The following is a 25,721-nucleotide window of genomic DNA, read 5'->3' on the forward strand; positions in this document are numbered from 1 at the left end:
GGCAGAGACGCCCGTTAAGTTAATTGTGGAACGGGCGTCTCGCCCGTTAAGTTAATTGTGGCACGGGCGTCTCGCCCGTTAAGTTAATTGTGGAACGGGAGAGACGCCCATTAAGTTAATTGTGGAACGGGCGTCTCGCCCGTTCTAAAATCTGCGGTTAAAATCCCCTAAAAATCGCCGTAACCAGTAATAGCCCCCTGCAACCTCCCAATCACTTCATCAACCGAAATCGCCCCCAACTCCCCAGAAGCCCGAGTCCGAATATTCAAACTATTCGCCTCAACCTCCTTCGCACCCACAACACCCATCACCGGAATTTTATCCTTCTCAGCATTGCGAATCAACTTGCCCAAACGCTCGCTATTCTCATCAGCTTCAGCGCGAATATTTAGCGCCTTCATCTTCGCCGCCACTTCCTTCGCAAACGGCAAAAAGTCAGCGCTAACAGGCAACAGCCGCACCTGAACCGGCGCCAACCACAGCGGAAAATCCCCCGCATACTGCTCGATCAAAATCCCGATCAAGCGTTCCAAAGAACCGAAAGGAGCGCGGTGAATCATCACCGGGCGCTTGCGAGTGCCGTCTTCAGCGACGTATTCCAAATCAAAACGTTCTGGCAAGTTGTAATCTACCTGAACAGTTCCTAATTGCCATTCTCTATCCAAGACATCTTGGAAAATGAAATCGAGTTTCGGCCCGTAAAAAGCCGCCTCCCCAATTCCCTCAAAATAATTCATTCCCAAAGTTTCCACCGCGCGGCGGATTGCACCTTGAGCCTTTTCCCAAGCTTCATCGGAACCGATGTATTTCTCTAAATTGTTCGGATCGCGGAAACTCAAACGCGCCTTAAAGTTTTTCAGTTGCAGACTCTTGAAGACTGACAGAATCAAATCCACCACATTCAAGAATTCTTGATCCAACTGTTCCGGCGTGACAAATAAGTGGGAATCATCCACCGTAAAGCCGCGCACCCGCGTTAAACCGCCCAATTCTCCCGATTGTTCGTAGCGGTAAACCGTGCCGAATTCCGCTAAGCGCATCGGCAATTCTCGATAGGAACGCAATTCGCTTTTGTAAATTTGAATGTGAAAAGGGCAATTCATGGGTTTCATCACAAAACCCTGTTCGTTTGCTGCCGCTTCCTCATCCTCTGCCATCAGCGGAAACATATCTTCTTTGTATTTCTGCCAGTGACCGGAGATTTTGAACAAATCGACTCTGGCAATGTGGGGAGTCACAACTTGCAAATAGCCGCGCTTGATTTGTTCTTGTTTCAAGTAATCTTCTAAAATACTTCTCAAAACAGTGCCTTTTGGCGTCCACATCGGCAAACCGGGGCCCACCGCATCCGCAAAAATAAATAAGCCTAATTCTTTGCCCAGTTTGCGGTGATCGCGCCTGAGGGCTTCTTCTTTGCGGTGTTTGTATGCTGCTAATTGTTCGGGGGTTTCCCAAGCTGTGCCGTAAATGCGCTGTAACTGAGCTTTGGTTTCGTCGCCGCGCCAATATGCTCCTGCTAGGCTTTCTAGCTCGATCGCCTTTGGATTCAACTCACTGGTATTTTCTACGTGAGGCCCGGCGCACAAATCCCACCATTCCTCGCCCAGATGGTAAACAGTAATCGGTTCGATCAAACCTTCTAAAATTTCTAATTTGTAAGGTTCGTTAATCTCCTTAATTCTGCGTTCCGCTTCCTCGCGGCTGACTTCTTCGCGAATTACAGGCAATTTACGGTTGATGATTTTGATCATCTCTTTTTTAATGGCTTTTAAATCCTGTTCCGTAAAAGGTTCGGGAGTGTCAAAGTCATAATAGAAACCGTTTTCAATCCAAGGGCCGATCGTTACTTGCGCCTTGGGAAATAACTTCTGCACCGCCATCGCCATAACGTGGGAGGTGGTGTGGCGAATTTTTTTTAGTGATTCCGACTCACTCGTGCGGGGCAACTCAATTTTAACGGACTCTTCTGGAGCGGACATGGATTCTGAGCTAGACATCGGCTGAATTAGCAATTAATTTAGTTGCAGTTGCTTCTATCTTACCTCGATCGGCGGGAATGCCCCCCCTATAATCTTTGATTTAGCGGCGGGATGAAAGCCAGGTTTATTTTGTCAGATATCTGACCAATGCTGAAAGCCAGGGAAGAGATACTGACAAAATAAACAATCTCTTACATAACTTCACGACAATTTTATACACACCATCCAAACCTGTGTTACTATGAATCTATAAACACGGTAGGAGTCGCCACCAGTGTATCACGCAGTCAAAGTCAGAATCTATCCCACTCCCGAACAAGAGCAATACCTAGCTCAATGTTTTGGTAATTGTCGTTGGTTATACAACCGAATGTTGAACTTAACCACAACGACTTACAAGGAAACTGGGAAAGGTATGAGTAAAGCTGCAATGGATAAATTGCTACCGGGATTGAAAACGGAATTTGACTGGTTGGGAATTGCTTATTCTCAATCATTGCAACGGGTGACATTCAATCTCAGTGCAGCATTCGTGAATTTCTTTGAAGGTCGTACTAAATATCCGACCTTCAAAAAAAAAGGAGCGAAACAATCGGTTTCATATCCTCAGAATGTCAAGCTGATGGTTTCAGAGAAATCGATAAAATTTCCTGGTACATTGGGATATGTCAAAACTAAGTTTCATCGGAGCTTACCTGATGGTAAGCAAGGTTGCGTCACCATCTCACAAAACACAGATGGCAGGTACTTTGCATCAATACTGTTTGAAGAGTCCAAACAAACATTAGAACCAGTCAACGATGCAATCGGTGTAGATCTGGGATTGAAAGATTTTGCGATCGCCTCTAACGGAGTGAAGCATAATCAGCCTAAAAAAGCTCAGAAAAAGCTACAAAAACTAGAACGAAACAAAAAACGCAAACAACGTAAATTAGCCCGGAAAAAGGGCTATACGAACCGTAGGAAAGCGAAATTGCTGGTTGCAAAAGTCTGTAGCAAGATTGCCAGAATTCGCGAAGACTTTCTTCACAAGCTATCCCGCAAGATAGTCAACGAAAACCAAGTAATTGTGACAGAAAATCTCTCAGTCAAGAACACGGTCAAGAATCCCAACTTAGCCAGAGCTATTTCTGATCGAGGATGGGGAACGTTTTGCACGATGCTCAAATACAAAGCTGAACAGTTGGATCGAAATTATGTCGAAATCAATCGATTTTTTCCATCATCACAGCTTTGTTCAGAAACGCTGCTACCGATTCCTCAACTTCAGAAAGGTTGGGATAGTCTGAAGGTACGTTATGTAGACTGCCCAAACTGCGGAAAACAACACGATCGTGATATCAACGCCGCGATCAATATCAGAAATGAAGGCTTGCGGATTTTGGCGTTAGGAACTAGCGCTTCTGCTTTCGGAGGGGGTGTAAGCCCAAAACGATCTGGACGTAAAAAATCTACCATCGTCTAGGCAATCCCCCGTGAAGAAAGAAGCCTACACCATTCTGCTGCGTGCAGTTGGTGTAGGTAGTTCACTCAGATTGGGACAGCAACCGCCGACTTCAGGCTGGCGGACACTCCGGTTGATTGCAGCAACGGTTCCCACGGATAAATTCGGGGGGCAAGTTTCATCGGATACAGGTTTTTTATTTCTGGACGGATGAATCCGGGGGCTTGTATCCTGGATGCTTTCGGTCAGGGTTGCGACTTTTAGTGCGGGACGCACTCCGACTCTCATAAACCGGGTTTTTTAAAGTATTGCCTGAAAAAGCCCGGTTTCTCATCACCCGTGAGAGCGCGAACTAATTTTTTGGCAGAATTTTGGGATTTCGACTCAAAAATCGCTGCTGATACCAATTTTTTATAAGGCCCCGTAGAATCCGATCACCCTGGCGCCCCCCTTAATAAGGGGGGGACAAGATTCCGCTCTTTCGTCCCCCTTCTTAAGGGGGATTTAGGGGGATCGAGATATGTGCAACTTCACATTAAATTGGTATGACACAGTTAAATTTATTCACACCCACCTGCTAATTGTTGTTAAATTCTTGAATTTTTCTTAAAAATATGTTACAGATTGTAAAGACCGTTTAAGCCTATAATGATAAATAACCCAATTTTAATCCATGCTTAATTCCAACTTGCCCGAATCAGAATTGCTCAAAGCGCTACTGGAACCGCTGTTAGAGGATTTCAATTACTGGTTTGAGCGATCGACAAAGCTCTTAGAAACTGAGGAAATTCCCTTTCTGAGCGACGAAGATCAATCAGACTTGCTGGCGCGAGTCAAACAGGCTCAGCAAGAAGTAGGTGCGGCTAAAGCTCTATTTCAAGCAACGGTCGGTCAAGTTGGGATTGAAACCACAGCTCTGATGCCGTGGCACAGACTGCTCGCCGAATGCTGGCAAGTATCGGCGCGCTTTCGCTCATTGCAGTCAGCTCCCCCTGGAAAATAAAGAAGCGAGTTAAAGTTAAAGTTGCAATCAAATCCCAAACATGAGGAAATGTGGCGGCTGACTTGACAACCTCAAACATATTTCCAGTTAATAAGTTATTACTTGCTGAAACACTTTTGTAAATTGCTGTGTGGCTGTTTAGCCCGGAGGAGAAAAGAATGTTGCACCTGCTTTATATTTTAGCTTTTACCGTTCTTGCCTTTGTGGCAGTCGGTAACTTGATCCGCAGTCTAGTCACCGTAGGTATCGAGTCCCAGCGCCCTCAACAATTCAGACAAAATAATCGCTACGCATCCTCTCCTCGCTCTCAATCTGTACCGCATCCAGAACTTTTAGACGAACACGGAAACATTGTCAATGAGCCGCTGTTAGTGATGCGTTCGCTGACTGTCCAAGACGCCCGCGAACAATTAGATGCTCTCTACAAATCATCTCCGGGCGGCAACGACGAAGGGGGCGAACTAGCCTGATACAACCACAGCCGCAGCATTTATACTCAGGCGCGATGCCTCAAAAAAATATAGGACTTACACGCTAGGTGTCCGAAACCCTTTTTCTTCATAGCTTTTGGTGAAAATCGTTTCCGCTGGCATCGGAATAATTTTCCGAGTGCAGTGCGAGCTTAAGATATGGCGATGATGCTTGCGCGCTCGGTATCCTTGCGATCTAACCAGATGGGATATAATACCAATTTTTTATGAGGCCCCGTAGAATCCGATCACCCTGGCGCCCCCCTTAATAAGGGGGGGACAAGATTCCGCTCTTTCGTCCCCCTTCTTAAGGGGGATTTAGGGGGATCGAGATATGTGCAACTTCACATTAAATTGGTATAAGTCCTCAAAATAATTGGCCGTTAGTTTTTAACTAACGGCCAATTATTTGTGATTTTTGAAAGTTTATTTGCCGATTAGCCAGAGCGATCGCCAAAAACCGGTTCGCCAAAAACCGACACTGATGGCACTGATATCAAATAGCTCAAGAGTAGTATAATGCAAGAGATCCGCAAGCGGTGCCTAACAAGTCTCAATGGTGGGAGTGCTAACGCCCGAATCGAAGCCTGAATAGATGAGTTGGCGTCAAAACCTAGAGGTAAAAACAGGTGACTTTGGGATGAACTCAAGGTCTTGGAGGCATACCTCTGCTTAGATTCGTCTAAATGATATGGCTAGCATGATATGACTTAAACAGTCGTGTTATGAGGCCTAAATGTATCAGATACTGAGAAGGGATCGCTCTAAACCTCCTATCGATCCTGTTTTGTCATCGGCAAAAATGCACGTTTAAGGCTAGTTGACATCCACCCCGACCTGAAGGTACGGGGATTCCCAAACCTCACGATTTGAATTTCTGCTTCGGGGCAACTGCCTCCACCCTAAAAGAGATTTGGTCTTATGTTCGCTCCACAGACTAACCCCGCAAGAGAAAGCGGTTTTTACGTATCGAATACCAAACGGAATTCTTCGTAGTTTTGATTCTAGGGATGTTTACCATTGCCCTATCCTCTTGAACCGGTCTACCGATTTTGCTTCGCCGCCAGCACAAGGCTGAACTTCGCTCGTATAGGCTGTTTGATCCATCGTCTCGGGTGGGTCGTTGACCAATTATATTTTAATATAAAGCCGTCCTAAAAGGACGAGGTTTCTACCCAATTTTGTGATGATCGTCCCTATTTCACTACTGGCAGAACTTCTGCAAGCTTTGCCCCAACTGCGGGCACAAATTTATTTCAAATCTTCCATGACAGCCCTGTCTCACGCGATGGAAGATTTGGTTTTGGCGGGTTCCGACGAACCGCTAGTCATTGCCAGCTTTCAGCGAGAGCGCTTCTACCGCCAGGAAGCTCACCGCTACCGACGAATTGCCTCGCGGTCCTCTCAGGTATACGTGCTGGCAGCACCGGAAACTGAGTTTAAAAATGCTTCGGAGTGTCACGAAAGTGTCGCGTTTGCACCGGAGGACGGATTAAGTAAAGAGTGGCACTTAGTGGTGCTCGGGCAACAATACTCAACTTGCCTGATTTGTCAAGAAAAAATTGTGCCGATCGAAAACCAGGACGAGCGCGGGCCGCTGGTGATGGATCAATCTCGCAGATTTGAAGGAATTTGGACTTTCGACCGCGAGGTAAGCTGCAAGGCTGCGGCATTGTTGCTCGATAAAATTGTCAACTATCGCCCGGAATTGGCGGAAAAGATCGATCGAGCCCGAACTACCTACAATCTGATCGAAACACCGAAAAAAACGCGGAAATCCGCCGCGAACAAAGCCGCCAAACCCGGCAAAACTGCGCCAAAAGACTCAAAAATTCCCACTCCCAAATTGAGCGACGCTTTTGCCCAACGCTTAGTCACCTACTTGCAAGCCGGCCAGCACAAACTCCTCAAAGCATACGCCGCCATCGCCGCCCAGGAACGCAAAGAACGCCTCGTAAACTTAATTACAACGGCAATGCGACAGTCTCTCAACCCGCAAGAAATCGTCGAGGTCGCAGTGCAAGAACTGGGAAATGCCCTGTCAGCAAGCCGCTGTTTAATTTATCGCTGCAAGACGGCAGATATTGCCGTCAAAATCGATGGCGAGTTTTTGCGTCCGGGTGTTCGTTCTCTAGTAAATCAGACTTGGCTTTTGCAGGAAAATCAAATATGGAGGGATGCGGTGGCGCGGCAAGAGCGAGTTTACATCCAAGATACAGCACAACACCCCCTGATTGTCAATACAAAATACCTGAGGGAAGCTGTAAAAAAGTGGCAAATTGTCTCTTGGTTAATGGTGCCAGTGCTTTATCAGGGGCGGGTTTTGGGCATGGTGGAAATGCACCAGTGCCGATCGACTTTGGCTTGGGAAGAAGACGAAATTGCTTTAGTAGAGGCGATCGCAACCCAACTCGGAGCCGCCTTAATTCAAGCCGAAACCTACGCTCATTTAGAAGAACTCAACCAACAATTAGAAGCATTAGACCGAACTCGCAGCAATCTAATTGCCATCACCGGTCACGAACTCCGGACTCCGCTTTCTACGATTCAAGTGTGTCTAGAAAGTTTGAACTCCGAACCAGATATGCCCGCAGAATTGCGGCAAATTATGTTAGAAACTGCCCTCGGTGATGCCGATAGAATGCGGAAACTCGTGCAGGATTTCTTAACTCTTTCTGACTTAGAAAGCGGGCGAGTTAAATGGAATGTAGAATCGCTGACGCTGCAAGAATGCGTTGATTTGGCCCTCAGCAGCGTGCGATCGCGCGGCGGAGTCGATCGACAGTTACCGGAAATTATCGCAGAAGTGTCGGCAGAATTGCCTTTAGTACAAGCAGACGGAGAGTGGTTGGTGGAGGTGCTCTCCAAACTGCTAGACAACGCTTGCAAATTTACGACACCCCAGGGAAGCGTGACTGTTAAAGCTCAATGTAACGGTTCTCGGATGGTGGAAGTGCTCGTAGCCGATACGGGGAGGGGAATCGAGGCCAACAGTTTAAAAGTAGTGTTCGATCGATTTTATCAAGAAGAAGGAGCGCTGCGCCGCAGTGCCGGCGGTACCGGTTTGGGATTGGCAATTTGCAAGCAGATTGTTGCCGGCTGGGGAGGCAAAATTTGGGTAGATTCGCCTGGAAAAGATAGAGGGAGTGAATTTCACTTTACTATTCCCACTGTTTAGCTCGATGATATCAAACTTACCCAAGATTGTCAAGAAATTTTTAGGAAAGCTTCCAAGCGTTAGATGCTCCAGTTCTGAGTACATTGGGAACTAGAGTTGATGCGGGAAATGCCTAAAGATGCACCTAAAATTAGACAGGATAATTACCAAAAATCAAAACGGAATTGACATAAAAAATTAGACAAGTTTGATAGCTTATCTGTCACTGAATTTGAGATAAATATCAGCAGGATTGGGGGAAAATTTGTTATATCATGTCCGGTCGAGGGACCGCGATTCTTGTAGGGGCGGGTTCACCAACAATACCTGCCAATAATTGACCATCTCAAAAACCCGCCCCGACCGGGATATTATGGTTAATCGATCGGACATGATATTAGATTAATTCCGATATCTTCAAGCATCGGAATTAATATTACCCACCGCCAGGAAACGGCAGTGCCGTGTCCCTACAATTAATCGCCGTAGGGACACGGCACTGCCGTGTCCTCTATATCATTCCGGTACTCAAAGGCGATCGCTTTGTTGATAAATCTCCTCTGGTGCCAGACAATTATAAAAACGCCAAATTTGATAACGCGTGCTAACAAACAGAATGTTATTTATCCCATACATCCCCATTGGTTTGTCAAATAACCGCTCGTGTGCTGCAACTCTACCTTGCTGATTACACCCGATCAAAAACAGGCGATTTGTTTGATAGGTAGTGAAGGCAAGGCTTACAAACTGGGTTGGCAGCCAAGGTACAAAGTCCGGTGAGCAGGTAATCTCTAAATTGGGTACAGTTAAAGGTGACATGGGGTTACTGCAAAGCAAAAACTAGAACTTGCTTACCCATGAATTTAAACTTGATAAACTACTACGGTTGCAGCACGTTATCAGGAAACTGCCCTTGCACATTACCAGCAGAAGCGTACTGACAGACCACATAGCTCCGGGTGAAGTTTGTCATTTGATTTTTTCCTGTTGTGTTGTTTTAAGCGCCTTTGATTAAATAGGCTTTATGGGCGAAAGTGCGATCGCATTTTTCTTTGTTCTCAAATGCGATCGCATCACCAATCGCCCAAAAGGGCTGTAATCCTAGACTGTTAAGAAATCAGCAGATGTGAGGGTAGTGGTATTAATACCCGTCAGCGTTGCCAGGATTTCAGTGGTGCTGGTAACAATGATGTTGCTGCCAGAGAAGGACAGTTGACCAAAGGTCAAACCGCCGGACAGACCAATGTAATCAAGTCCATCGTTAAAGTCGGTAATCGTATCAGTGCCGTCACTGGCGGCGAAGATGAAAGTATCAGAACCATTGCCACCAGTTAAGATGTCGTTGCCAGTACCGCCAGTCAAATCATCCTTGCCGTTACCGCCATAGAGGGCATCATTGCCGGCACCGCCAGTGAGGATGTCTTTGGCGTTGCTGCTTTCCTCGCTGTCGTCACCCTGCAACAAATCGTTGCCGTCGCCACCGTTGAGGATGTCACCGCCGTTACCACCTGCTAAGGTGTCATTGCCACCATTGCCATTGAGGGTGTCTTTGCCGTTGCCGCCAGAGAGGTTATCATTGCCTGCTGTGCCGTTGAGCAAGTCGTCGCCGTTACCGCCAGAAAAGTTATTCCCCACGGCAACGGTGACATTACCAGTGTCAGTGAGGCTGCCATCGCTGAGGGTGTAGTCAAAGCTGCCATTACCACTGAATCCAGTAGTTGGGGTAAAGACAATAAAGTCATCTGCCGTGTTGCCAGGAGTGCCGTTGTCATTCAGGACTGCGGAACCGTTGGTAGCATTGCTGACACCAGTTATGCTCAGCGGGTTGCTGTCGGGATCGGTATCGTTAGCTAACAGGGTACTAACTTGAATGCTGACGGCAGTATTTTTGGCAGTGGTAGCACTGTCGTTAAAACCAACAGGCGGTTGATTCAGGTTAAAGGCTAAGGTGGTAGTCGCCACCGCACTGGTGTTACTGAAAGCTTGCCCGTCATCGACAACAAACTCAATTGTCCGGTTAGTAGTGTTGGGTGAAGTTGCGGTATTGTTGTAGGTCAGGCTGGCAAGGACTTGTCGGTAATTGGCAACTGTATCCGTGCCGCTGAGGGTGAGAGTGCCTGTGGTGGCGTTGTAACTAGCGGTGATGTTGCCGGTGGCAGTGGCAGCCAGACTTTCGGCTGTGCCATCCAAAAGATTAGTAATGGCGATCGTAGCACCAGCTAAGGTAGCGTTGTTGTCTGTTAGGGTGAAGTCGCTATCGACAATGGAGACAGGAGTGCTAGTAAAGGTAGTGCTAAAATCAATCCCCGATCCGTTAGTGCCGTTGAGGTCGAGGACAGCGGCGCGGTTGCCAAACACCACGTTGCTCTGCCCTGAATAGGAGCCGTTGGGGTCGGCACCGAATGCCCCGATAATCAGGTCGTCTATGCCGTCACCGTTGACATCCCCGGCACTGCTGACCGGGTTGCCTGATAAGTCAAATGCTGCGATGCCGTTAAGAATAAAGCCGTTAGTGCCGTTGAGGGTGGAGAGGTCTAGAGTCGCGCTAAAGCCTGTGCTTTTGCCAAACACCAGGTAGCTCTGCCCTGAACTAATGTTGCTGTTGGAGGTGATACGCGATGACCCGATAATCAGGTCGTCAAAGCCGTCACCGTTGACATCCCCGGCACTGCTGACAGATATGCCTGAGAAGCCAGGTGCTACGAAGCCGTTAATAGCAAAGCCGTTAGTGCCGTTGAGGGTGGAGAGGTCTAGAGTCGCGCTAAAGCCTGTGCTTTTGCCAAACACTACGTAGCTCTGCCCTGAATTACTGTTGCTGTTGGGGTCGGCATAGTTTGCCCCGATAATCAGGTCGTCTATGCCGTCACCGTTGACATCCCCGGCACTGCTGACAGATGTGCCTGATAAGTCATATGCTGCGATGCCGTTAAGAATAAAGCCGTTAGTGCCGTTGAGGGTGGAGAGCTCTAGAGTCGCGCCCCATCCTGTGCTTTTGCCAAACACCACGTAGCTCTGCCCTGAATAAGAGCCGTTGGGGTCGGCATAGTTTGCCCCGATAATCAGGTCGTCTATGCCGTCACCGTTGATATCTCCAGCACTGCTGACAGATATGCCTGAGTGGTCACCTGCTGCGATGCCGTTAAGAATAAAGCCGTTAGTACCGTTGAGGTTAGATAAGTTGAAAACTGAATTTGCCATGAGTTTTTCCTTTGTTTTGAGATTTGAGACTTTAGATATTCCGTTCAACAAGAGGCAGCAGATCAAGAATCTGTGCCAACAGTGATTAGCCGCCGGATTTCATCGCTCTTGAAACCAATAGCCATCGGTCGCCGCACCCCTGGTAATGCCACTACATCGTACAGTTCCTGCACCACCCCTTCTAAGCGCAGGGAATGGACAACATCCCCACTTCTGAGGTCAATTACCAGCAGTCCGCAATGAGGTTCTGCTTGTTTGGCTAGCAACTTCTCATCTAGCGGCAGCCCGCTAAAAGTTTTGTTGTGCCTGGGTTGAGAAATCCCCACCACCGCGAAGTCGCCGTGAAAGGCTAATCCGCGCTGGTAACCCGGACAGAAAGCTACCGGCTCAAATACCCCCCGCTCCTTGTCCACGTAACCAAATTCCCCTGTACCAGAGTTGAGTAACCACAGTTTGTCTCGATACCACCGGGGAGAGTGGGGCATTGACAGTCCCGCTAACACGATTTCGCTGCTTTCAACATCAATGACGCAACCGCCATTGGTTCGTTTGTCCCGCCATCCCTCCCCTACATCTGACTGACTCACAGCCGTGACATACTTCGGTTTGCCAAACTGCATTGCCAACCCGTTGAGATGACACCTGTCCTCTGCCGCCAGCTTGGAGATAAACGGGGGCTGCCACACAGGGACGAAGCTATGGGTTTCGCTGACTGTAGCTAGACAGCTAAATAGGGTATTGACAAATATCAATTTCTGTGGGTTATTTGATTCTGGGGAATTGGCAAGGGCGATGTCATGGATGTCTAAATCTCCAGTGATGTAACCCAGTTGCGGCAGGTAGAGGGCATCGTAGCCGTTGTGAACTTGTCCAGGTTCGAGAGTATTTTCCAATCGCCACAGTTGATACAGGGTACTCATATATAAGCTGCTTCCCTGGCTATACAAACCCATGCAGCGATCAAAAGTCCGCTCGAACACCGACAGCCGTTTGTCTGGTTGCAAGCCGATGAAAAAGACTTTGCCTGCTTGGTAGGTAGTGAATGCCAAACTGAGATTTTGCTCGTATAGCCAAGAGATGAATTGCCTAGAAGCGTTGATTTCTAGTCCAGTAGGAGCAGAAACAGGAGTTTGAGTCATTGGTGCTGTTGGTTCCTTGGGTTAACTTTTGCAGGTGGATGCATCTAAGGTGCGAGTTGATACATCAAAGTTGCTCTTCGATGCAACAAAGGTGCAGGTGGATGCAACAAAAGTGCAAGTCAATGCAACAAAGGTGCAAGCCAATACAACAAGGGTGTAAGTCAAGGCATCAAAGGTGCAGGTGGATTCATCACAGGTGCAGCTTGGTAGGGAAGGGGTCAGATTGAAAGGTTGATTTGCTCACCGCTTCTATCGGCTGGGCGACAATCACATTCGCTAGACTATTGCTGGGGTTCTTTCAAAAAGACAACCCATCATCAACGTTGCATGAACCTGCAACTAAAGTCGGCGTTGCATGAACCGAGATGATTAAAGCAGCATATAGCGGTTCGATCGCGTGGTGAGGTATGGGGGCAACTCCTATGCCCATGCCCACACCAGGCCTATGCCCACACCAGGCCTATCCCCTATGCCCTATCCCCTATGCCAATTGAGCACCTCATGTTACTGAGAAAGGCTATACAATCCCACATTCGTCAGTCCGAAGGGGTTGGTAATTGGGGCGATAAAATTCGGGTCAGCCCTGTTAGTTTTCTCTTGATTCTAATTTACGGTTAATCAACTTACTCGTTTGCCGCAGTTCCCCCACCCCTGTTAAATAGGGTGTCAGGTGTCGTTCGACAAACTTCAACAAACGCGGATATCGGTAAGAACCCGAACGAGGCAGCCCAGAGAGGAAGTGGATTTTTGGAGATTTTGTTACTTTAGGCCTAGTTTTCAGTCACAAAGACGTGATATGGTTTTCTTAGGTTCTTTGTTACGTTATTTACAAATTAAGCATACTTGAGTTTAAAAATTTAAGTATAAAAAACGAAAAACTTAATAGAAAAACGCAGAACTTAATAGAAAAAACGCAGAACTTAATAGAAAAAACGCAAAACTTAATAGAAAAAACGCAAAACTTAATAGAAAAAACGCAAAACTGAAAAAGCAATGGGAATGATGGCGATCGCGATCGCCTCTGATTAAATACGCTTTATGGACGAAAATGCGATCGCATTTTTTTTGAGCTCAAATGCGATCGCATCACCAATCACCCAAAAAGGCTGTAATCTTAGACCACCGTTAAGAAATCAGCAGAGGTGAGGGTAGGGGTATTAATACCCGTCAGCGTTGCCAGGATTTCAGTGGTGCTGGTAACAATGATGTTGCTGCCAGAGAAGGACAGTTGACCAAAGGTTAAACCGCCGGACAGTCCAATCAAATCATTACCGTCAGAGAAATCAGTAATGGTATCAGTCCCTTCCCCGGCAGCAAAGGCAAATATATCGTTACCGTTGCCACCTGTGAGGAAATCACTGCCAAGACCACCATAAAGCAGGTCTTTGCCATTACCACCAGAGAGGTAATCATTACCGCCACCGCCTTTGAGAGTATCGTCGCCATTACCACCCGTCAGGGTATCGTTATCCGCGCCGCCATCCATCAGTCCATCGCCATATAAGATGTCGTTGCCATTCTCGCCAGAGAGGCTATCGTTACCTGCGCCGCCGTAGATGGTATCGTTGCCATTACCGCCGTTGATAATGTCGTTACCGATGGTGCCAACCAGGTAATCCGGAAAAATAGTGCCAAACAGGTTCAGACCGACAGCCACAGTCACTGTAGCAGTATCAGTCAGGCTACCATCGCTGAGGGTGTAGTTAAAGCTGGCATTACCAAAAAACAGAAGATTTGGGGTAAAGGAAACGAAATCATCTGCGGTATTGCTGGGTGTGCCGTTATTGTTCAGGACGGCGGAACCGTTGGTAGCACCGCTAACAGCAGTGATGCTGAGGGGGTCGCTGTCTGGATCGGTATCATTTGCCAGTAGGGTACTAACTGGGATGTTGACGGGAGTACCAAAGAATGTGGAAGCACTGTCATTAACAGCAACAGGGGGTTGGTTGCTTGCAGTAACGTTAATCGTGCCGTAGACATTATCGTTATTGGTGGGTGTCCCCGCATCGTTAGCCGCACTGTTGCCACTGAAGGTCGGATTATCTACAGCAGTAACGGTGGCTAGAACGGTGGGCATTCCCTGGTTATTGCCGTTGGTGTTGGTGGTGGACTGCATGATGAAGATTGCCCCACCCAAGCCTAGACCTGGGCTATTCCCCGTCCCACCTGTAGCCGTGTTGTTGGTAAAGCTGGTGTTGTTGAGGGTTAAAGAGCCACTACGAACGAAGATACCACCCCCCAATCCAGCACCACCGCCACCGCTGTTGTAGCCGCCTCCGCCACCACCGAAGCCGCCCTGTGCGAAGCTGCCGCCGCCGCCATAACCCCCCTGCCCTCCACCAAAGAAGGCGTAGGCGCCACCACCGCCGAAGCCGCCACTGCCGCCGCTGTTGCCGCTGTAGCCGTCGCCGCCGCCGCCACCGCCGAAGCCGCCGTAGCCGCCGATGTACCCGCCGCCGCCGCCACCGCCGAAGCCGCCGTTGCTGCTGCCGCCGTAGTTGCCATTGCCGCCATAAGCACCATTGTTGTCAGTGCTATCTGCAAACAGTCCGCCGCCGCCACCGCCGCCACCATTGCCAAACAGTCCGCCGCCACCGCTACTCAGTCCACTGACACCGCTACTACCGCCTTGTGCTGCGTTATTACTGAAGGCGACATCAGTTAGAGATACATTGCCATCATAGATGAATAAGCCGCCGCCCAGTCCAGCACCACCGCCGCCTTGTCCACTATCTCCGCCTTTAGCCCGTCCGTTGGTGATTGTCAGGTCAGAAATGCCAACTGTTCCCGACAGGATGAACAAGGGGCGCACGTCGCCGTTGTCGTTGATGCCGTTATTATTGGCATCGCCGCTGATGCTGTGGTTGTTGCCCACAATAGTGATGTTGCTGTCCACCAAGGTTTTCATTACCCCAGTGACACGGACATCGCTATTGATGGTAATGGTGTCATTTCCTGCTAGTTGGTTGGCTTGCAGAATTGCATAACTGAGAGTGCCTGAGGTTAAGCCAGTGCCGTCATCAGTAGTTTGGTTAACGGTGAAGTTTGTCATTTGATTTTTTTCCTGTTGTGTTGTTTGAGTGAGTGAAACTTTTGTCCCTTAACAAGGGAAACTAAGATTTAACCGTTGCCTCTATGGGCTGGGGAACAATCAAATTCGCCAAACTATTGCTAGTATTTGTCCAAAAAGACAACTGATTAAACTGCGTAAATAAATCTGGCGGTAAAATCGTTGGGCGCGGTTGCAACTCGACTTTGGAACGGACTGTGTGCAGCCCTTTCAGGTTGAGTCGGTTGTCAAATTCTGGTGCATCATATTGGACATTTTCAAAATCATGATTGAACGGTTCTTCCTCCAGAAATTGATAAATCAAATGCAAAACCTTATCCGGTTTTTGTGCGAGCAAGTCGTAGTCAACTAACAATAACCGCGAACTATATTCGCTATAAAAAGCCTCCTTGAGGGCGTTGTAAGCAAACCCTACTAACCTACTCCCCTGACTTAAGGTTTCAGTCCGGGTGTAAACAGTGGCGCGTTCGGTGGGGTTATTAAATAAGCGGGAAACATCAAAGGAATTTTTTCTGACTAACCGTTCGATACTGTCCATAATCCAAGCCACATTTCGCACGCAGCAAATTACTTTTGAGGTGGGAAATAGCTCTTGAATTAAAGACAACTTGCTACACCACAAACGATTAGTGTCAAAGATGACTTCTTTATCTGCTTGCGACTCGTAGAATGTTGAGAATATCGCTAAGGTCAATGCCCGTTTTTGCTCAGGGGTGATAAAAACGGAAAACTCATTGTCTTCGCTCATCGCTTCCAGCATTCGGCTCACCAGACTCCCGACAGGGCTAGACATACTGGCGTGAAACCGGGGGTTTTGTCGCAGTAAGGCTCCGAGTAAGGTAGAACCCGAACGAGGCAGCCCGGAGATAAAGTGGATTTTTGGAGATTTTATTCCTTTAGGCACAGTTTTCAGTCACAAAGACGTGATATAGTTGTATTAGGTCCTTTATTACGTTATTTAGAAATTAATTAATTATACTCGAGTTTAAAAATTTTAAGTATAAACAACGCAGAACTTAATATAAAAACGCAAAACTTAATAGAAATAAAACGCAAAACTGAAAAAGCAATGGGAACGATTGCGATCGCGATCGCCTCAAAGCGATAGCTATTGGGGTATAGCCGAGATACGTGCATTCCGACGACACGACGTAAATTTTTGTAACACAGTTGAATTTTCTGTGAAACTGTTTCAGTTTCGGGTTTTTTGGTCGCTGGATGGCCTTGTCGGGCTGCTCACTTGGCAAGCACTGTTAATTGCTGATTTTTTATTTTTTGCTACTTCCTAATTATGTTTTTCAGCTTCGGTGCAAATTACCAATTACCAATTATTAATTACCAATTATCAATTATCAGAAAAGATCGATCGCCCAAAAACTGTTAACTTTCCTTACAATTTCGACAGCCGTGTCGCGTCATGATGATACGATGCCGTAAAAATCCTTTGGATATGTTTATGGCAGAAGAACTCACTGGACAACCCCCTCTTTTCGGCGGCAGCACCGGCGGCTTGCTGACCAAGGCGCTAGTTGAAGAGAAGTACGCTATCACTTGGACTAGCCCCAAGGAACAGGTGTTTGAAATGCCTACTGGTGGCGCTGCGATTATGCGTCAAGGCGACAACTTGCTGTATCTGCCCCGGAAGGAGCAGTGCATCGCTTTGGGCGGTCAGCAACTGCGGGCTAAATTCAAAATCTCGAACTACAAAATTTACCGCGTGTTTCCCGACGGTGCAACTGAGTACCTGCATCCCAAGGATGGCGTGTTCCCTGAAAAGGTGAACGAAGGTCGTCCCTACAACGGTAAGATTGACCGCAATATTGGCAGCAATCCAAATCCGGCTAAGCTGAAGTTCAGCGGTAAGAAGACTTTCGATCCTTAGACTAGGACTGCACGGCTGAGCAAAACATAAGTAATATTCCCTGGAAGGCTCAGCTTGTAAACTTGTTTTTGCAGTAGTATTCGGGCGCGGGAGGCCGTCGGCTGCAGCGCCAGAATCCTACTGCAAACTTCAAATCTAATTAAAAGTTAATCGTTAAATTAAAAATGAATGTCGCAATCAGGCGAGCGCAGCCTTCTGATATCGATGTTTGCGCTCGCATTAATTATGAAGCTTTTAAAGATATTTCCGATCGCCATCAATTCCGTACAGATTTTCCGACGCTGGAGTTTTCAACAGAAATTATTGACCTTCTGATCGAAAATCCGTTGTTTTTTGGCATAGTAGCCGAGAGGGAGGGTGCGGTTGTCGGCTGCGGGTTTATGGACGAACGCAACCCGATTCGCGGTATCGGGCCTGTCACTGTCGATCGAACTTTTCAAGCCCGCGGCACGGGACGGGAAATCATGAAAGCTTTGCTGGAACGGGGACAGGAGGCTCGGGGCATCCGTTTGGTTCAGGAATCTTATAATATGGCTTCGCTGTCGCTGTACGCTTCTCTGGGTTTTGAGGTGAAGGAACCTTTCGTGTTAATGGAGGGGAAGTTTCGCAGCCAGCCTCCGTCTGGGTTTGAGGTGCGCCCGATGGCTAGTGAGGATGTTGGTGAATGTGCGGCTTTGTGCGCAAAACTCTGCAGGTGCGATCGAACTTCGGAGATTGAAGACGCCCTGAAAAACTATTCTCCCTTCGTTGCCTGCCAGCAAGGTCGGATTGTGGCTTATACTTGTGCGGTGTCTTCTTTTGGCCACAGTGTCGCCCAAACAGAAGCGGATATGCAGGCTTTGCTCTTGGGCGCTGCTGCGTACAGTTCAGAAGAATTGCTTTCTTTTCACTTGCCGCTGAGGTATGCAAGTTTGTTTCGCTGGTGCTTGCAAGAGGGGCTGCGCGCCATCAAGCCGATGGCGGTGATGGCAGTTGGCGAGTATCTGTCGCCGGAGGGATGTTGGTTTCCGTCTTTTGTTTATTGAGCACCAAGACGGTTAGGACGCTTTTAATCGCTGAAATCATTGCCAGGATTGCATTTTCCTTCTTCCTTCCTTCTTTCTTTATCCTTCTTTCTTTATCCTTCTTCCTTCTTCCTTCTTCCTTCTTCCTTCTTCCTTCTTCCTGACATCCGTTACATCCGTTACATCCGTTACATCCGTTACATCCGTTACACAATCCGTTGCCGAACTTCCTTCTTCCTTCTGATATATATGATATTTCCCGATTTCTCACAATTCTCGGAACTGGCGAAACAAGGCAATTTTGTGCCCGTGTATCAAGAATGGGTTGCTGATTTGGATACGCCAGTGTCTGCGTGGTATCGGGTTTGTGCGGGTCAACCTTACAGTTTTCTGCTGGAGTCGGTCGAAGGTGGGGAAAAACTTGGGCGTTATAGTTTGTTAGGGTGCGATCCGCTGTGGATTTTGGAGGCAAGGGGCGATCGCACAACTCAAGTTTACCGCGACGGTTCGCAAAAAGTGTTTGCGGGCGATCCGTTTGCGGCTTTAACTGAGTGTTTGCAGCCTTACAAACCGGTGAAATTACCGCAGTTACCGCCGGGAATTGGCGGGCTATTCGGTTTTTGGGGTTACGAGTTAATTAAGTGGATAGAACCGCGAGTTCCCGTGTATCCAGCCAGCGAGAATGATTTGCCGGATGGGTTGTGGATGCAGGTGGATAATTTGCTGATTTTCGACCAGGTAAAGCGGAAAATTTGGGCCGTCGCCTATGCGGATTTGCGCGAGGTTGGCGTTGATTTGGCCGAGGCTTATCAGCAAGCGTGCGATCGGGTTGGTAAGTTAGTTCAGAAGCTGCAATCGCCGCTTTCCCGGCAATCTACTCTCATAGAATGGACACCTCCCAATAACGGGCAAGATGCCCGTTCCACAACCGGAAATACAGAATTGGCTTACACTAGCAATATTACCCGTGAAAAGTATTGTGCCAATGTCTTAAAAGCTAAGGATTATATCAAAGCCGGAGATATTTTTCAAGTAGTTATTTCGCAGCGACTAGAGGCTGAATACAGTGGCGATCCTTTTGCACTTTACCGCTCTTTGCGTCTGATTAATCCTTCTCCGTACATGGCTTATTTTCATTTCGGAGATTGGCAGATTATCGGTTCGAGTCCCGAGATTATGGTGAAGGCGGAAAATACTGCTGATGGCAAAAAAATTGCAACTTTGCGACCGATTGCCGGCACTCGCCGCCGGGGTAAAACTCCCGAACAAGATGATGCTTTGGCTGCTGAATTGCTGCAAGATCCGAAGGAAATTGCGGAACACGTCATGTTAGTAGATTTGGGTAGGAACGATTTAGGCAGAGTTTGCCGAAACGGTACTGTAAAAGTTGACGAATTAATGGGCATTGAGCGTTATTCTCACGTCATGCACATTGTGAGCAATGTGGTGGGAGAATTGGCTGAGGATAAGACAGCTTGGGATTTGTTGAAAGCTGGTTTTCCTGCGGGTACGGTTAGCGGTGCTCCGAAGATTCGGGCGATGGAGATTGTGCACGAGTTGGAAGGTTGTCGCCGGGGGCCGTATTCTGGGGTTTACGGGTATTATGATTTTGAGGGACAATTGAATAGTGCGATCGCAATTCGGACTATGGTTGTTCGATCTCAAGAAGGCGATAAACATTCGGTTTCTGTGCAAGCAGGTGCTGGTTTGGTGGCTGATTCTAACCCGGATATGGAGTACGAAGAAACGCTCAATAAAGCCAGGGGAATGTTGGAGGCAATTCGCTGTTTGAAGTAGCGAGGCGAAGCCTCTGGATCTCTGTTAAGCTGTTGCGGCATTTAAATTGTATGTCAAAAAAAACCCAAGTCTTGTGGGGTGGGCGTCCCGCCCGCCCTGAATATACAATTTAAATGCGCGACAGCTTACCAGGCAGAGCCTGGTAACAAGAAAGAAGGAGGCGGTTGAAACCGCTGCTACACAAACTACTGTTGAACGAGGGAAATGTGAATTTTTATATAGTTGACGTGTTTGCGGAGTCAAAATATGCTGGCAATCAACTAGCTGTATTTTGCGGTGCGGGAGTTGCCGAACTATCTGAGGCCCAAATGCTGCTGATAGCGAGGGAAATCAATTATTCAGAAACTACGTTTATTCGATCGCCCGATCCGCGAGATGGCGGCTATGACGTGCGGATATTCACGCCCAAGAAGGAATTGCCCTTTGCCGGCCATCCGACTTTGGGCACTGCGTTTGTGTTGCAGCAAGAGATTATTCGCGAAAAGGTCGATCGAGTAATTCTCAATCTAGCCGTCGGTCAAATTCCAGTTACTTTTAATTATCACAATGAATCGGCAGATATTTTGTGGATGCGACAAAACCAGCCTAGTTTTGGTCAAGTTTTATCAGCCGAAAGTCTGGCAAATGTCCTGAATTTAGAACCAGATGAAATTGATGCAAACTTCCCAATTCAAGAAGTTTCTACGGGAGTACCCTTTATAATTGTCCCATTAAAAAATCTCGCCTCGCTCAAAAAAGCTCAAGTCAACTTAGATAAATATTTTGAGCTAGTTGATACAATGGAAGCGAAAGAAATTTTGATATTTTGCCCAGAAACCTACAGCGACCTTAATGATTTAAGCGTGCGAGTTTTTGCCCATTCATTAGGAATTCCAGAAGATCCGGCGACGGGCAGTGCTAACGGCTGTTTGGCTGGATATTTGGTAGAATATGCTTATTATGGGTCAGCAAAGATTGATGTCAGAGTTGAGCAGGGTTATGAAATCGATCGACCTTCTTTGCTGTTGTTACAAGCAGCCCAAAATGAAGGGAAAATAGAAGTTTTGGTGGGTGGTAAGGTGGTGATGGTTGCTAAGGGAGAATTTGTGTAGAATATTTAACAGAGAATTATTAACCGCAGATGCACGCAGATCTACCCAGATATGTACAGCTAGATTTAGATGCTTCTTTGGCGATCGAGATGTGACAATTTTGCTAATAGCGATCGCAGCACTTTGTCTGCTTCTGGCAGTCGCAGCGCGGGAAAACCAGCCATCTGCGGCCTGAAGCAATTCTGTCTGAGTTTAAACAAAGCGCTTTTTTCGGAAAATTTGCAATTGAGTGCGATCGATCTGAACGACTACTGGCCGTCGCTTGTTGAGGACGATCGCATTGTGTCTGTTTAGCAAAAGCCACTGAGCCAATATTGCCACAATCGCGCGCCTTTTGAGAAACTTGCCTTCAAAACGCGCCATTCGGACGATCGCCTCTTCGATTTTATAACAACAGTTGTTGCCTTTCTGGGAAATCACAAAAATCGTTCCCGGTATGTAATCGCCTCCATTTGCCCAGAAAGCATACCTTTCGCCTAAAGTAAAGTAGTGAAAAACATTGTTAGCGGTGGAAGTTTGAGCTAACTTTGCCGAAACGCCCAAAGAATTAAAAATTACAGTCGATCGAATATAATGCGGGTATTTTGCTGCTATTTGCTGAGCAACTTTGCCGCCCAAACTTTCTCCGATGACATCGGGCGGGTTCCCGCTGTGAAATTGCTGCTTTATCCAATCAATAGCACCCCCTATTTGCGCCGATTTTAACTGGCGTTCTAGTTTTGCCACAAATACATCGGGCGTATCTTCCAAAACGCGATCGAAAGGATACCAAGAACCGTATCCGCGAATCACGATAACAGGCGGATTATTGCCAGAAATCGGAACGCGACTTTCAGCATAAAAACCCGTGCGAGAGTCTTCAAACACTTCTGTTATGATATAATTTCCCTCAATAACTTGGCCTGACTCGTGCCGAATGTAAATTGAAGGATTATGGGGTTTAAAAGTATCGTGCAGTTGGGGTTTGGCAAACTTTTCGTAGAGGGAATCTAGCAAGTGCCTTCCCGTCTGGCGATCGACAAAATCGAACTCTGTTCCTTTCATTATCTGGTAGTCGCCGGTTTTACCAACAATATTTAATAAGTATAAAAAATCTACATAAACCCGCCACCGCCTAATTCATCTGCGTTTATCTGTGTTAATCTGCCCTCATCTGCGGTGAAAAAAAGAGAAGGTATTAACCGCAGATGACAATGGATTGACGCCGATGCACGCAGAAGTCGAGAATAGAGTGAGAGGGCGGGTTTTAGAGATTGTCAATTATTGGCACATATTGTCGGTGAAACCCGCCCCTACCAAATCACTTTTACAAAACTCGCAACGTGCTAGCAATACTATCGACTGCTTCCATCGCGCGAATTTCATCGAGTGCTTGTTGAAAATTACCTTCCCTAACATCGTGAGTCACGACGACAATTTCTGCTAAATCGCCGTGAATTCCCGTCTGCACAACTGATTCCAAACTAACTTTGTGGTTGCCGAAACAAGTGCCGAGTTGGCCAATTACCCCCGGAGTATCGCCCGTCAGAAAACGAGCGTAAAAGCGAGTAACAAGTTCCTGCATCGGAGCAATTTTGCAGTAGTGTTGGTGACTGCAACTCAGCAAAGGATGGGGAACCGGAACAGTTTCGGTTTTCAGGATAGCCGCCACATTCATAATGTCGGATACTACGGCGCTAGCTGTGGGGCCCGCACCGGCGCCGCGCCCGTACAGCATCAATTGCCCGATCGGCTCTCCTTCGACTAAAATAGCATTGTAAACCCCGTTAACACTCGCCAGCGGATGAGTTTTCGGCACAAAACTAGGATGCACTCGAATTGACAGCAGTTCGCTTTCTCCCTCCGCTTGCTTGCCATTGTAGCGGGAGGTTTCTTGAGCAATAGCCAACAATTTAATCACAAATCCCAGCTTGTCGGCGTAGTCAATATCAGCCGCACTAACTTTTCTGATACCTTCGCAATGAACATCTGCTAATTTGATGCGTCCGCCAAAAGCTAGCGAGGCTAAAATAGCAATTTTATCGGCCGCATCTAATCCATCTACATCTGCTGTGGGGTCAGCTTCAGCATAACCTAATTGCTGGGCGTCGGCGAGCACTTCGGCAAAGTCTGCGCCTTCTGTTTGCATCCGCGTCAGGATGTAATTAGTTGTGCCGTTGACGATGCCGGTCACAGTTTGAATGCGGTTTGCACCTAAGGATTGTTTCAGGCTTTGAATGACTGGAATGCCGCCGCCGACAGCAGCTTCTAGCATTACGTAAACGCCTTTTTTGTTGGCGGCCTCGAAGATTTCATTACCGTAGCGGGCGATAACTGCTTTGTTGGCAGTGACGACGTGCTTGCCGCTGGCAATAGCTTGCAGAATCAGCGATCGCGCCGGTTCCAATCCGCCAATCAGTTCTACTACAATATCAATTTCCGGGTCAGTTGCGATCGCTTCTAGGTCAGTTGTCAGCACATTTTCTGGCAATTGTAAAGACCGAGTTCGAGAAATATCGCGCACTCCCACCCGATAGATTTCCAATTCTTGCAACAGCGGATGGCGGCCGTCTGGGGAGAGCAAAATCTCTGCTGTTCCCGCCCCAACTGTACCCAAACCTAACAAACCAATTTTGAAAGCCACGACTTTGACCCGTAGAAACTCAATTAAGCCACAACCATTGTAGGCTATTGGCGTACCGGAGCAATCAAAATAGTATTGTAGGGTGCCCAGTAATTGTAGGGGCTTGTGGGCGCACCTTACGAAACATCTTCAAGTGTAATTCTAGGGTTCGCAGGGGGTACATTACCAATAAAAATCTATTTTGGCCCTATGATATCGTTTCCGGCTGCATCAGAATGATAAATTATAGGGCAATTCATGAATGATTGTTACAAGTCGCCACCTATCTCGGCGCAATTTTCAGTTGTTCGATTCACAGTCAACAGTCAACAGTCAACAGTCAACATCATAAGGAGTGCAACCGGAATTGATATGAATTACTAAAAATTATTGCCATAAAAACAATTGTAGGGCGAGCAAAGCCCCCCCTACAAATCAGATTAAATCAGGTAACACATTAATAAGTTTCAACGTGCCAACGGTGGTCTTTCTTCAACTGTTTCTGATAGGCAGCCCAGTCAACGCCGTACTTGCCAGCCGCAGCCGACATTCCCTCATCAATTCCGCCTTCCATACCCTTCAAACCGCAGATATAAGTGTGAGTATTCGGCTTTTGAACCAATTCCCACAATTGGTCTGCGTTCTCTTGAATCCGGTTTTGAATGTACATCTTGCCGCCCTCAGCATTCTTTTGCTCGCGGCTGATGGCATAAGTCAAGCGGAAATTATCGGGGAACTCGCGCTGCAATTGTTCCAACTCTTCCTTATAAAGAATGTTGGGAGTGTAAGCAACTCCAAAGAACAACCAAGCTAAACCTTTGAACTTGTAATCCGGATTGTTTTCCTTGAACATCCGCCACAAATAAGCCCGGAAAGGAGCAATACCCGTACCGGTACCCATCATAATCACCGTGGCTTCCTCGTCATCGGGCAACAGCATTTCCTTGCCTACGGGGCCGGTGATTTTGACATCATCTCCAGGTTGCAAACCGGTGAGAAAAGTCGAACAAACACCAAAGACTTTTTCACCGGTTTGTGGGCTTTTGTACTCTAGGCGGCGGACGCACAGAGAGACTGTTTTGTCGTCTAGATCGTCTCCGTGACGGGTGGAGGCGATCGAATACAGCCGAATTTTGTGAGGTTTGCCGTTTTTATCGGTCCCATCGGGAATAATCCCGATACTTTGACCTTCGAGATAGTGCAAATTGCCTCCAGAGATGTCAAATTTGACGTGACGGACTGTACCCTCGCCGCCTTCTCTGACCAATTCTTCTGTAGAAATGCACTTACCAATATAGGGATTGGCCGGCTTGTAGAGGTTAACAGGAACCTGAACTTTTTCCTTGGCTTGAGTCATGGGCTTAGTTTTTTCTCCAGATTTCTGACTCTGTAGCCCTGCTTCTGGTGCGACTTTGCCATTTGTTTCGGGAGCGCTGTTTGAGGGGCGGATGCTGACTATTTTGCCACCCATGCGAGCAATTCTGCGCATTTCCTGATTCATGCGATCGTAGGGCACGGAGATAAATACGCTGCCGCTACGGCGAATCGGGTTACTTGTTTGGTCAGTTGCTTCGCTCTGACGCATACCCTCCACTTCGTAAACAAAGATGCGGCTGCCTGATTCTGAGTAGACCGCTCCACCAGATGAGCTTGGGCTGTACATTTGTTGATTTTCCTTCACGATACAGAGTTATAAAGAAAGAGAATGTGACGTTAGACTCAATTTACTTTTTTCTTAAGGCCATCGGGAGTAATTGGCCGCGCCAATTTCTGGGCCTCGCCACGCCGTCGGTAGTGTTGAAGTTGCGATCGCTCGCGTATCCAATCCCTACTAGCCGAACGCCGCGCTCACCGAGCCCGTCAGGCGTTCGGCTGTTGACCTATA

Annotated in this window: 20 protein-coding genes; 8 read left to right on the plus strand and 12 right to left on the minus strand. The window is 47.5% G+C overall.

What is annotated here, in order from left to right:
• Nucleotides 1-167: 167 nt before the first annotated feature.
• On the minus strand, nt 168-1,997 hold the full coding sequence (gene thrS, locus QUB61_RS00435; RefSeq protein WP_333133374.1) for a threonine--tRNA ligase: 1,830 nt from the start codon (nt 1,995-1,997) through the stop codon (nt 168-170).
• 256 nt (nt 1,998-2,253) lie between these two features.
• On the opposite strand from thrS, the gene QUB61_RS00440 reads away from it, so the two are divergent.
• The gene (locus QUB61_RS00440; RefSeq protein ID WP_333133375.1) at nt 2,254-3,444 is read left to right on the plus strand and encodes a transposase; all 1,191 of its coding nucleotides are present in this window, start codon (nt 2,254-2,256) and stop codon (nt 3,442-3,444) included.
• A 24-nt stretch (nt 3,445-3,468) separates the two neighbouring features.
• Here the strand turns inward: QUB61_RS00440 and QUB61_RS00445 are convergent, their stop codons facing one another.
• Nucleotides 3,469-3,711, minus strand: coding sequence for a hypothetical protein (locus QUB61_RS00445; RefSeq protein ID WP_333133376.1), 243 nt, complete (start codon nt 3,709-3,711; stop codon nt 3,469-3,471).
• Nucleotides 3,712-4,096: 385 nt separating this feature from the next.
• On the opposite strand from QUB61_RS00445, the gene QUB61_RS00450 reads away from it, so the two are divergent.
• The 3 genes from QUB61_RS00450 to QUB61_RS00460 all read left to right on the plus strand — a co-directional run bounded on the left by QUB61_RS00450 (nt 4,097) and on the right by QUB61_RS00460 (nt 8,074).
• Nucleotides 4,097-4,426, plus strand: coding sequence for a DUF2605 domain-containing protein (locus QUB61_RS00450; RefSeq protein WP_333133377.1), 330 nt, complete (start codon nt 4,097-4,099; stop codon nt 4,424-4,426).
• A 158-nt stretch (nt 4,427-4,584) separates the two neighbouring features.
• Nucleotides 4,585-4,896: a DUF2973 domain-containing protein gene (locus QUB61_RS00455; protein WP_333133378.1), complete on the plus strand. Its 312-nt coding sequence runs from the start codon at nt 4,585-4,587 to the stop codon at nt 4,894-4,896.
• 1,186 nt (nt 4,897-6,082) lie between these two features.
• Nucleotides 6,083-8,074: a DICT sensory domain-containing protein gene (locus QUB61_RS00460; RefSeq protein WP_333133379.1), complete on the plus strand. Its 1,992-nt coding sequence runs from the start codon at nt 6,083-6,085 to the stop codon at nt 8,072-8,074.
• Between the two features lie 507 nt (nt 8,075-8,581).
• On the opposite strand, the gene QUB61_RS00465 is transcribed toward QUB61_RS00460, so the two are convergent.
• The 6 genes from QUB61_RS00465 to QUB61_RS00490 form a co-directional block, all read right to left on the minus strand.
• Nucleotides 8,582-8,872, minus strand: a complete 291-nt coding sequence (locus QUB61_RS00465; RefSeq protein ID WP_333133380.1) for a DUF4915 domain-containing protein — start codon at nt 8,870-8,872, stop codon at nt 8,582-8,584.
• A 282-nt stretch (nt 8,873-9,154) separates the two neighbouring features.
• On the minus strand, nt 9,155-11,251 hold the full coding sequence (locus tag QUB61_RS00470) for an Ig-like domain-containing protein (RefSeq protein ID WP_333189754.1): 2,097 nt from the start codon (nt 11,249-11,251) through the stop codon (nt 9,155-9,157).
• Nucleotides 11,252-11,313: 62 nt separating this feature from the next.
• A complete protein-coding gene (locus QUB61_RS00475; RefSeq protein WP_333133383.1) occupies nt 11,314-12,390 on the minus strand; it encodes a TIGR03032 family protein in 1,077 nt (358 codons plus the stop codon).
• Between the two features lie 298 nt (nt 12,391-12,688).
• Nucleotides 12,689-12,820 (minus strand): hypothetical protein, encoded by a 132-nt coding sequence (locus tag QUB61_RS00480; protein WP_333133384.1) that lies wholly within the window; start codon nt 12,818-12,820, stop codon nt 12,689-12,691.
• Nucleotides 12,821-13,504: 684 nt separating this feature from the next.
• Entirely contained in the window at nt 13,505-15,442 is a 1,938-nt protein-coding gene (locus tag QUB61_RS00485) for an Ig-like domain-containing protein (RefSeq protein WP_333189756.1), read from the minus strand.
• Nucleotides 15,443-15,503: 61 nt separating this feature from the next.
• Entirely contained in the window at nt 15,504-16,364 is an 861-nt protein-coding gene (locus QUB61_RS00490; protein WP_333189758.1) for a sulfotransferase, read from the minus strand.
• A gap of 552 nt (nt 16,365-16,916) precedes the next feature.
• Here QUB61_RS00490 and QUB61_RS00495 point away from each other — a divergent pair.
• Together QUB61_RS00495 and QUB61_RS00500 are read left to right on the plus strand one after the other, a co-directional pair.
• Nucleotides 16,917-17,342 carry a photosystem I reaction center subunit II PsaD gene (locus tag QUB61_RS00495; protein WP_333125830.1) on the plus strand — a complete coding sequence of 142 codons (426 nt, stop codon included), beginning with the start codon at nt 16,917-16,919 and terminating at the stop codon, nt 17,340-17,342.
• Between the two features lie 164 nt (nt 17,343-17,506).
• Nucleotides 17,507-18,367 carry a GNAT family N-acetyltransferase gene (locus tag QUB61_RS00500; RefSeq protein ID WP_333125833.1) on the plus strand — a complete coding sequence of 287 codons (861 nt, stop codon included), beginning with the start codon at nt 17,507-17,509 and terminating at the stop codon, nt 18,365-18,367.
• On the opposite strand, the gene QUB61_RS00505 is transcribed toward QUB61_RS00500, so the two are convergent.
• Nucleotides 18,291-18,617: a hypothetical protein gene (locus QUB61_RS00505; RefSeq protein ID WP_333125836.1), complete on the minus strand. Its 327-nt coding sequence runs from the start codon at nt 18,615-18,617 to the stop codon at nt 18,291-18,293. The two genes, QUB61_RS00500 and QUB61_RS00505, sit on opposite strands and share 77 nt — an antisense overlap.
• Between QUB61_RS00505 and trpE the strand changes: the two genes are divergently transcribed.
• Nucleotides 18,596-20,143: an anthranilate synthase component I gene (gene trpE / locus QUB61_RS00510; protein WP_333125839.1), complete on the plus strand. Its 1,548-nt coding sequence runs from the start codon at nt 18,596-18,598 to the stop codon at nt 20,141-20,143. The genes QUB61_RS00505 and trpE overlap by 22 nt on opposite strands.
• A 206-nt stretch (nt 20,144-20,349) precedes the next feature.
• Nucleotides 20,350-21,234: a PhzF family phenazine biosynthesis protein gene (locus tag QUB61_RS00515; RefSeq protein WP_333126019.1), complete on the plus strand. Its 885-nt coding sequence runs from the start codon at nt 20,350-20,352 to the stop codon at nt 21,232-21,234.
• A gap of 192 nt (nt 21,235-21,426) precedes the next feature.
• Here the strand turns inward: QUB61_RS00515 and QUB61_RS00520 are convergent, their stop codons facing one another.
• The 3 genes from QUB61_RS00520 to petH all read right to left on the minus strand — a co-directional run bounded on the left by QUB61_RS00520 (nt 21,427) and on the right by petH (nt 25,499).
• Entirely contained in the window at nt 21,427-22,278 is an 852-nt protein-coding gene (locus QUB61_RS00520; RefSeq protein WP_333125842.1) for a hypothetical protein, read from the minus strand.
• Between the two features lie 262 nt (nt 22,279-22,540).
• Nucleotides 22,541-23,857 (minus strand): homoserine dehydrogenase, encoded by a 1,317-nt coding sequence (locus tag QUB61_RS00525; protein WP_333125845.1) that lies wholly within the window; start codon nt 23,855-23,857, stop codon nt 22,541-22,543.
• A gap of 436 nt (nt 23,858-24,293) precedes the next feature.
• The gene (gene petH, locus QUB61_RS00530; protein ID WP_333125849.1) at nt 24,294-25,499 is read right to left on the minus strand and encodes a ferredoxin--NADP reductase; all 1,206 of its coding nucleotides are present in this window, start codon (nt 25,497-25,499) and stop codon (nt 24,294-24,296) included.
• Nucleotides 25,500-25,721 lie beyond the last annotated feature (222 nt).

It is taken from the genome of Microcoleus sp. C2D2, from assembly GCF_036702495.1.
Taxonomy (GTDB): Bacteria; Cyanobacteriota; Cyanobacteriia; order Cyanobacteriales; family Microcoleaceae; genus Microcoleus.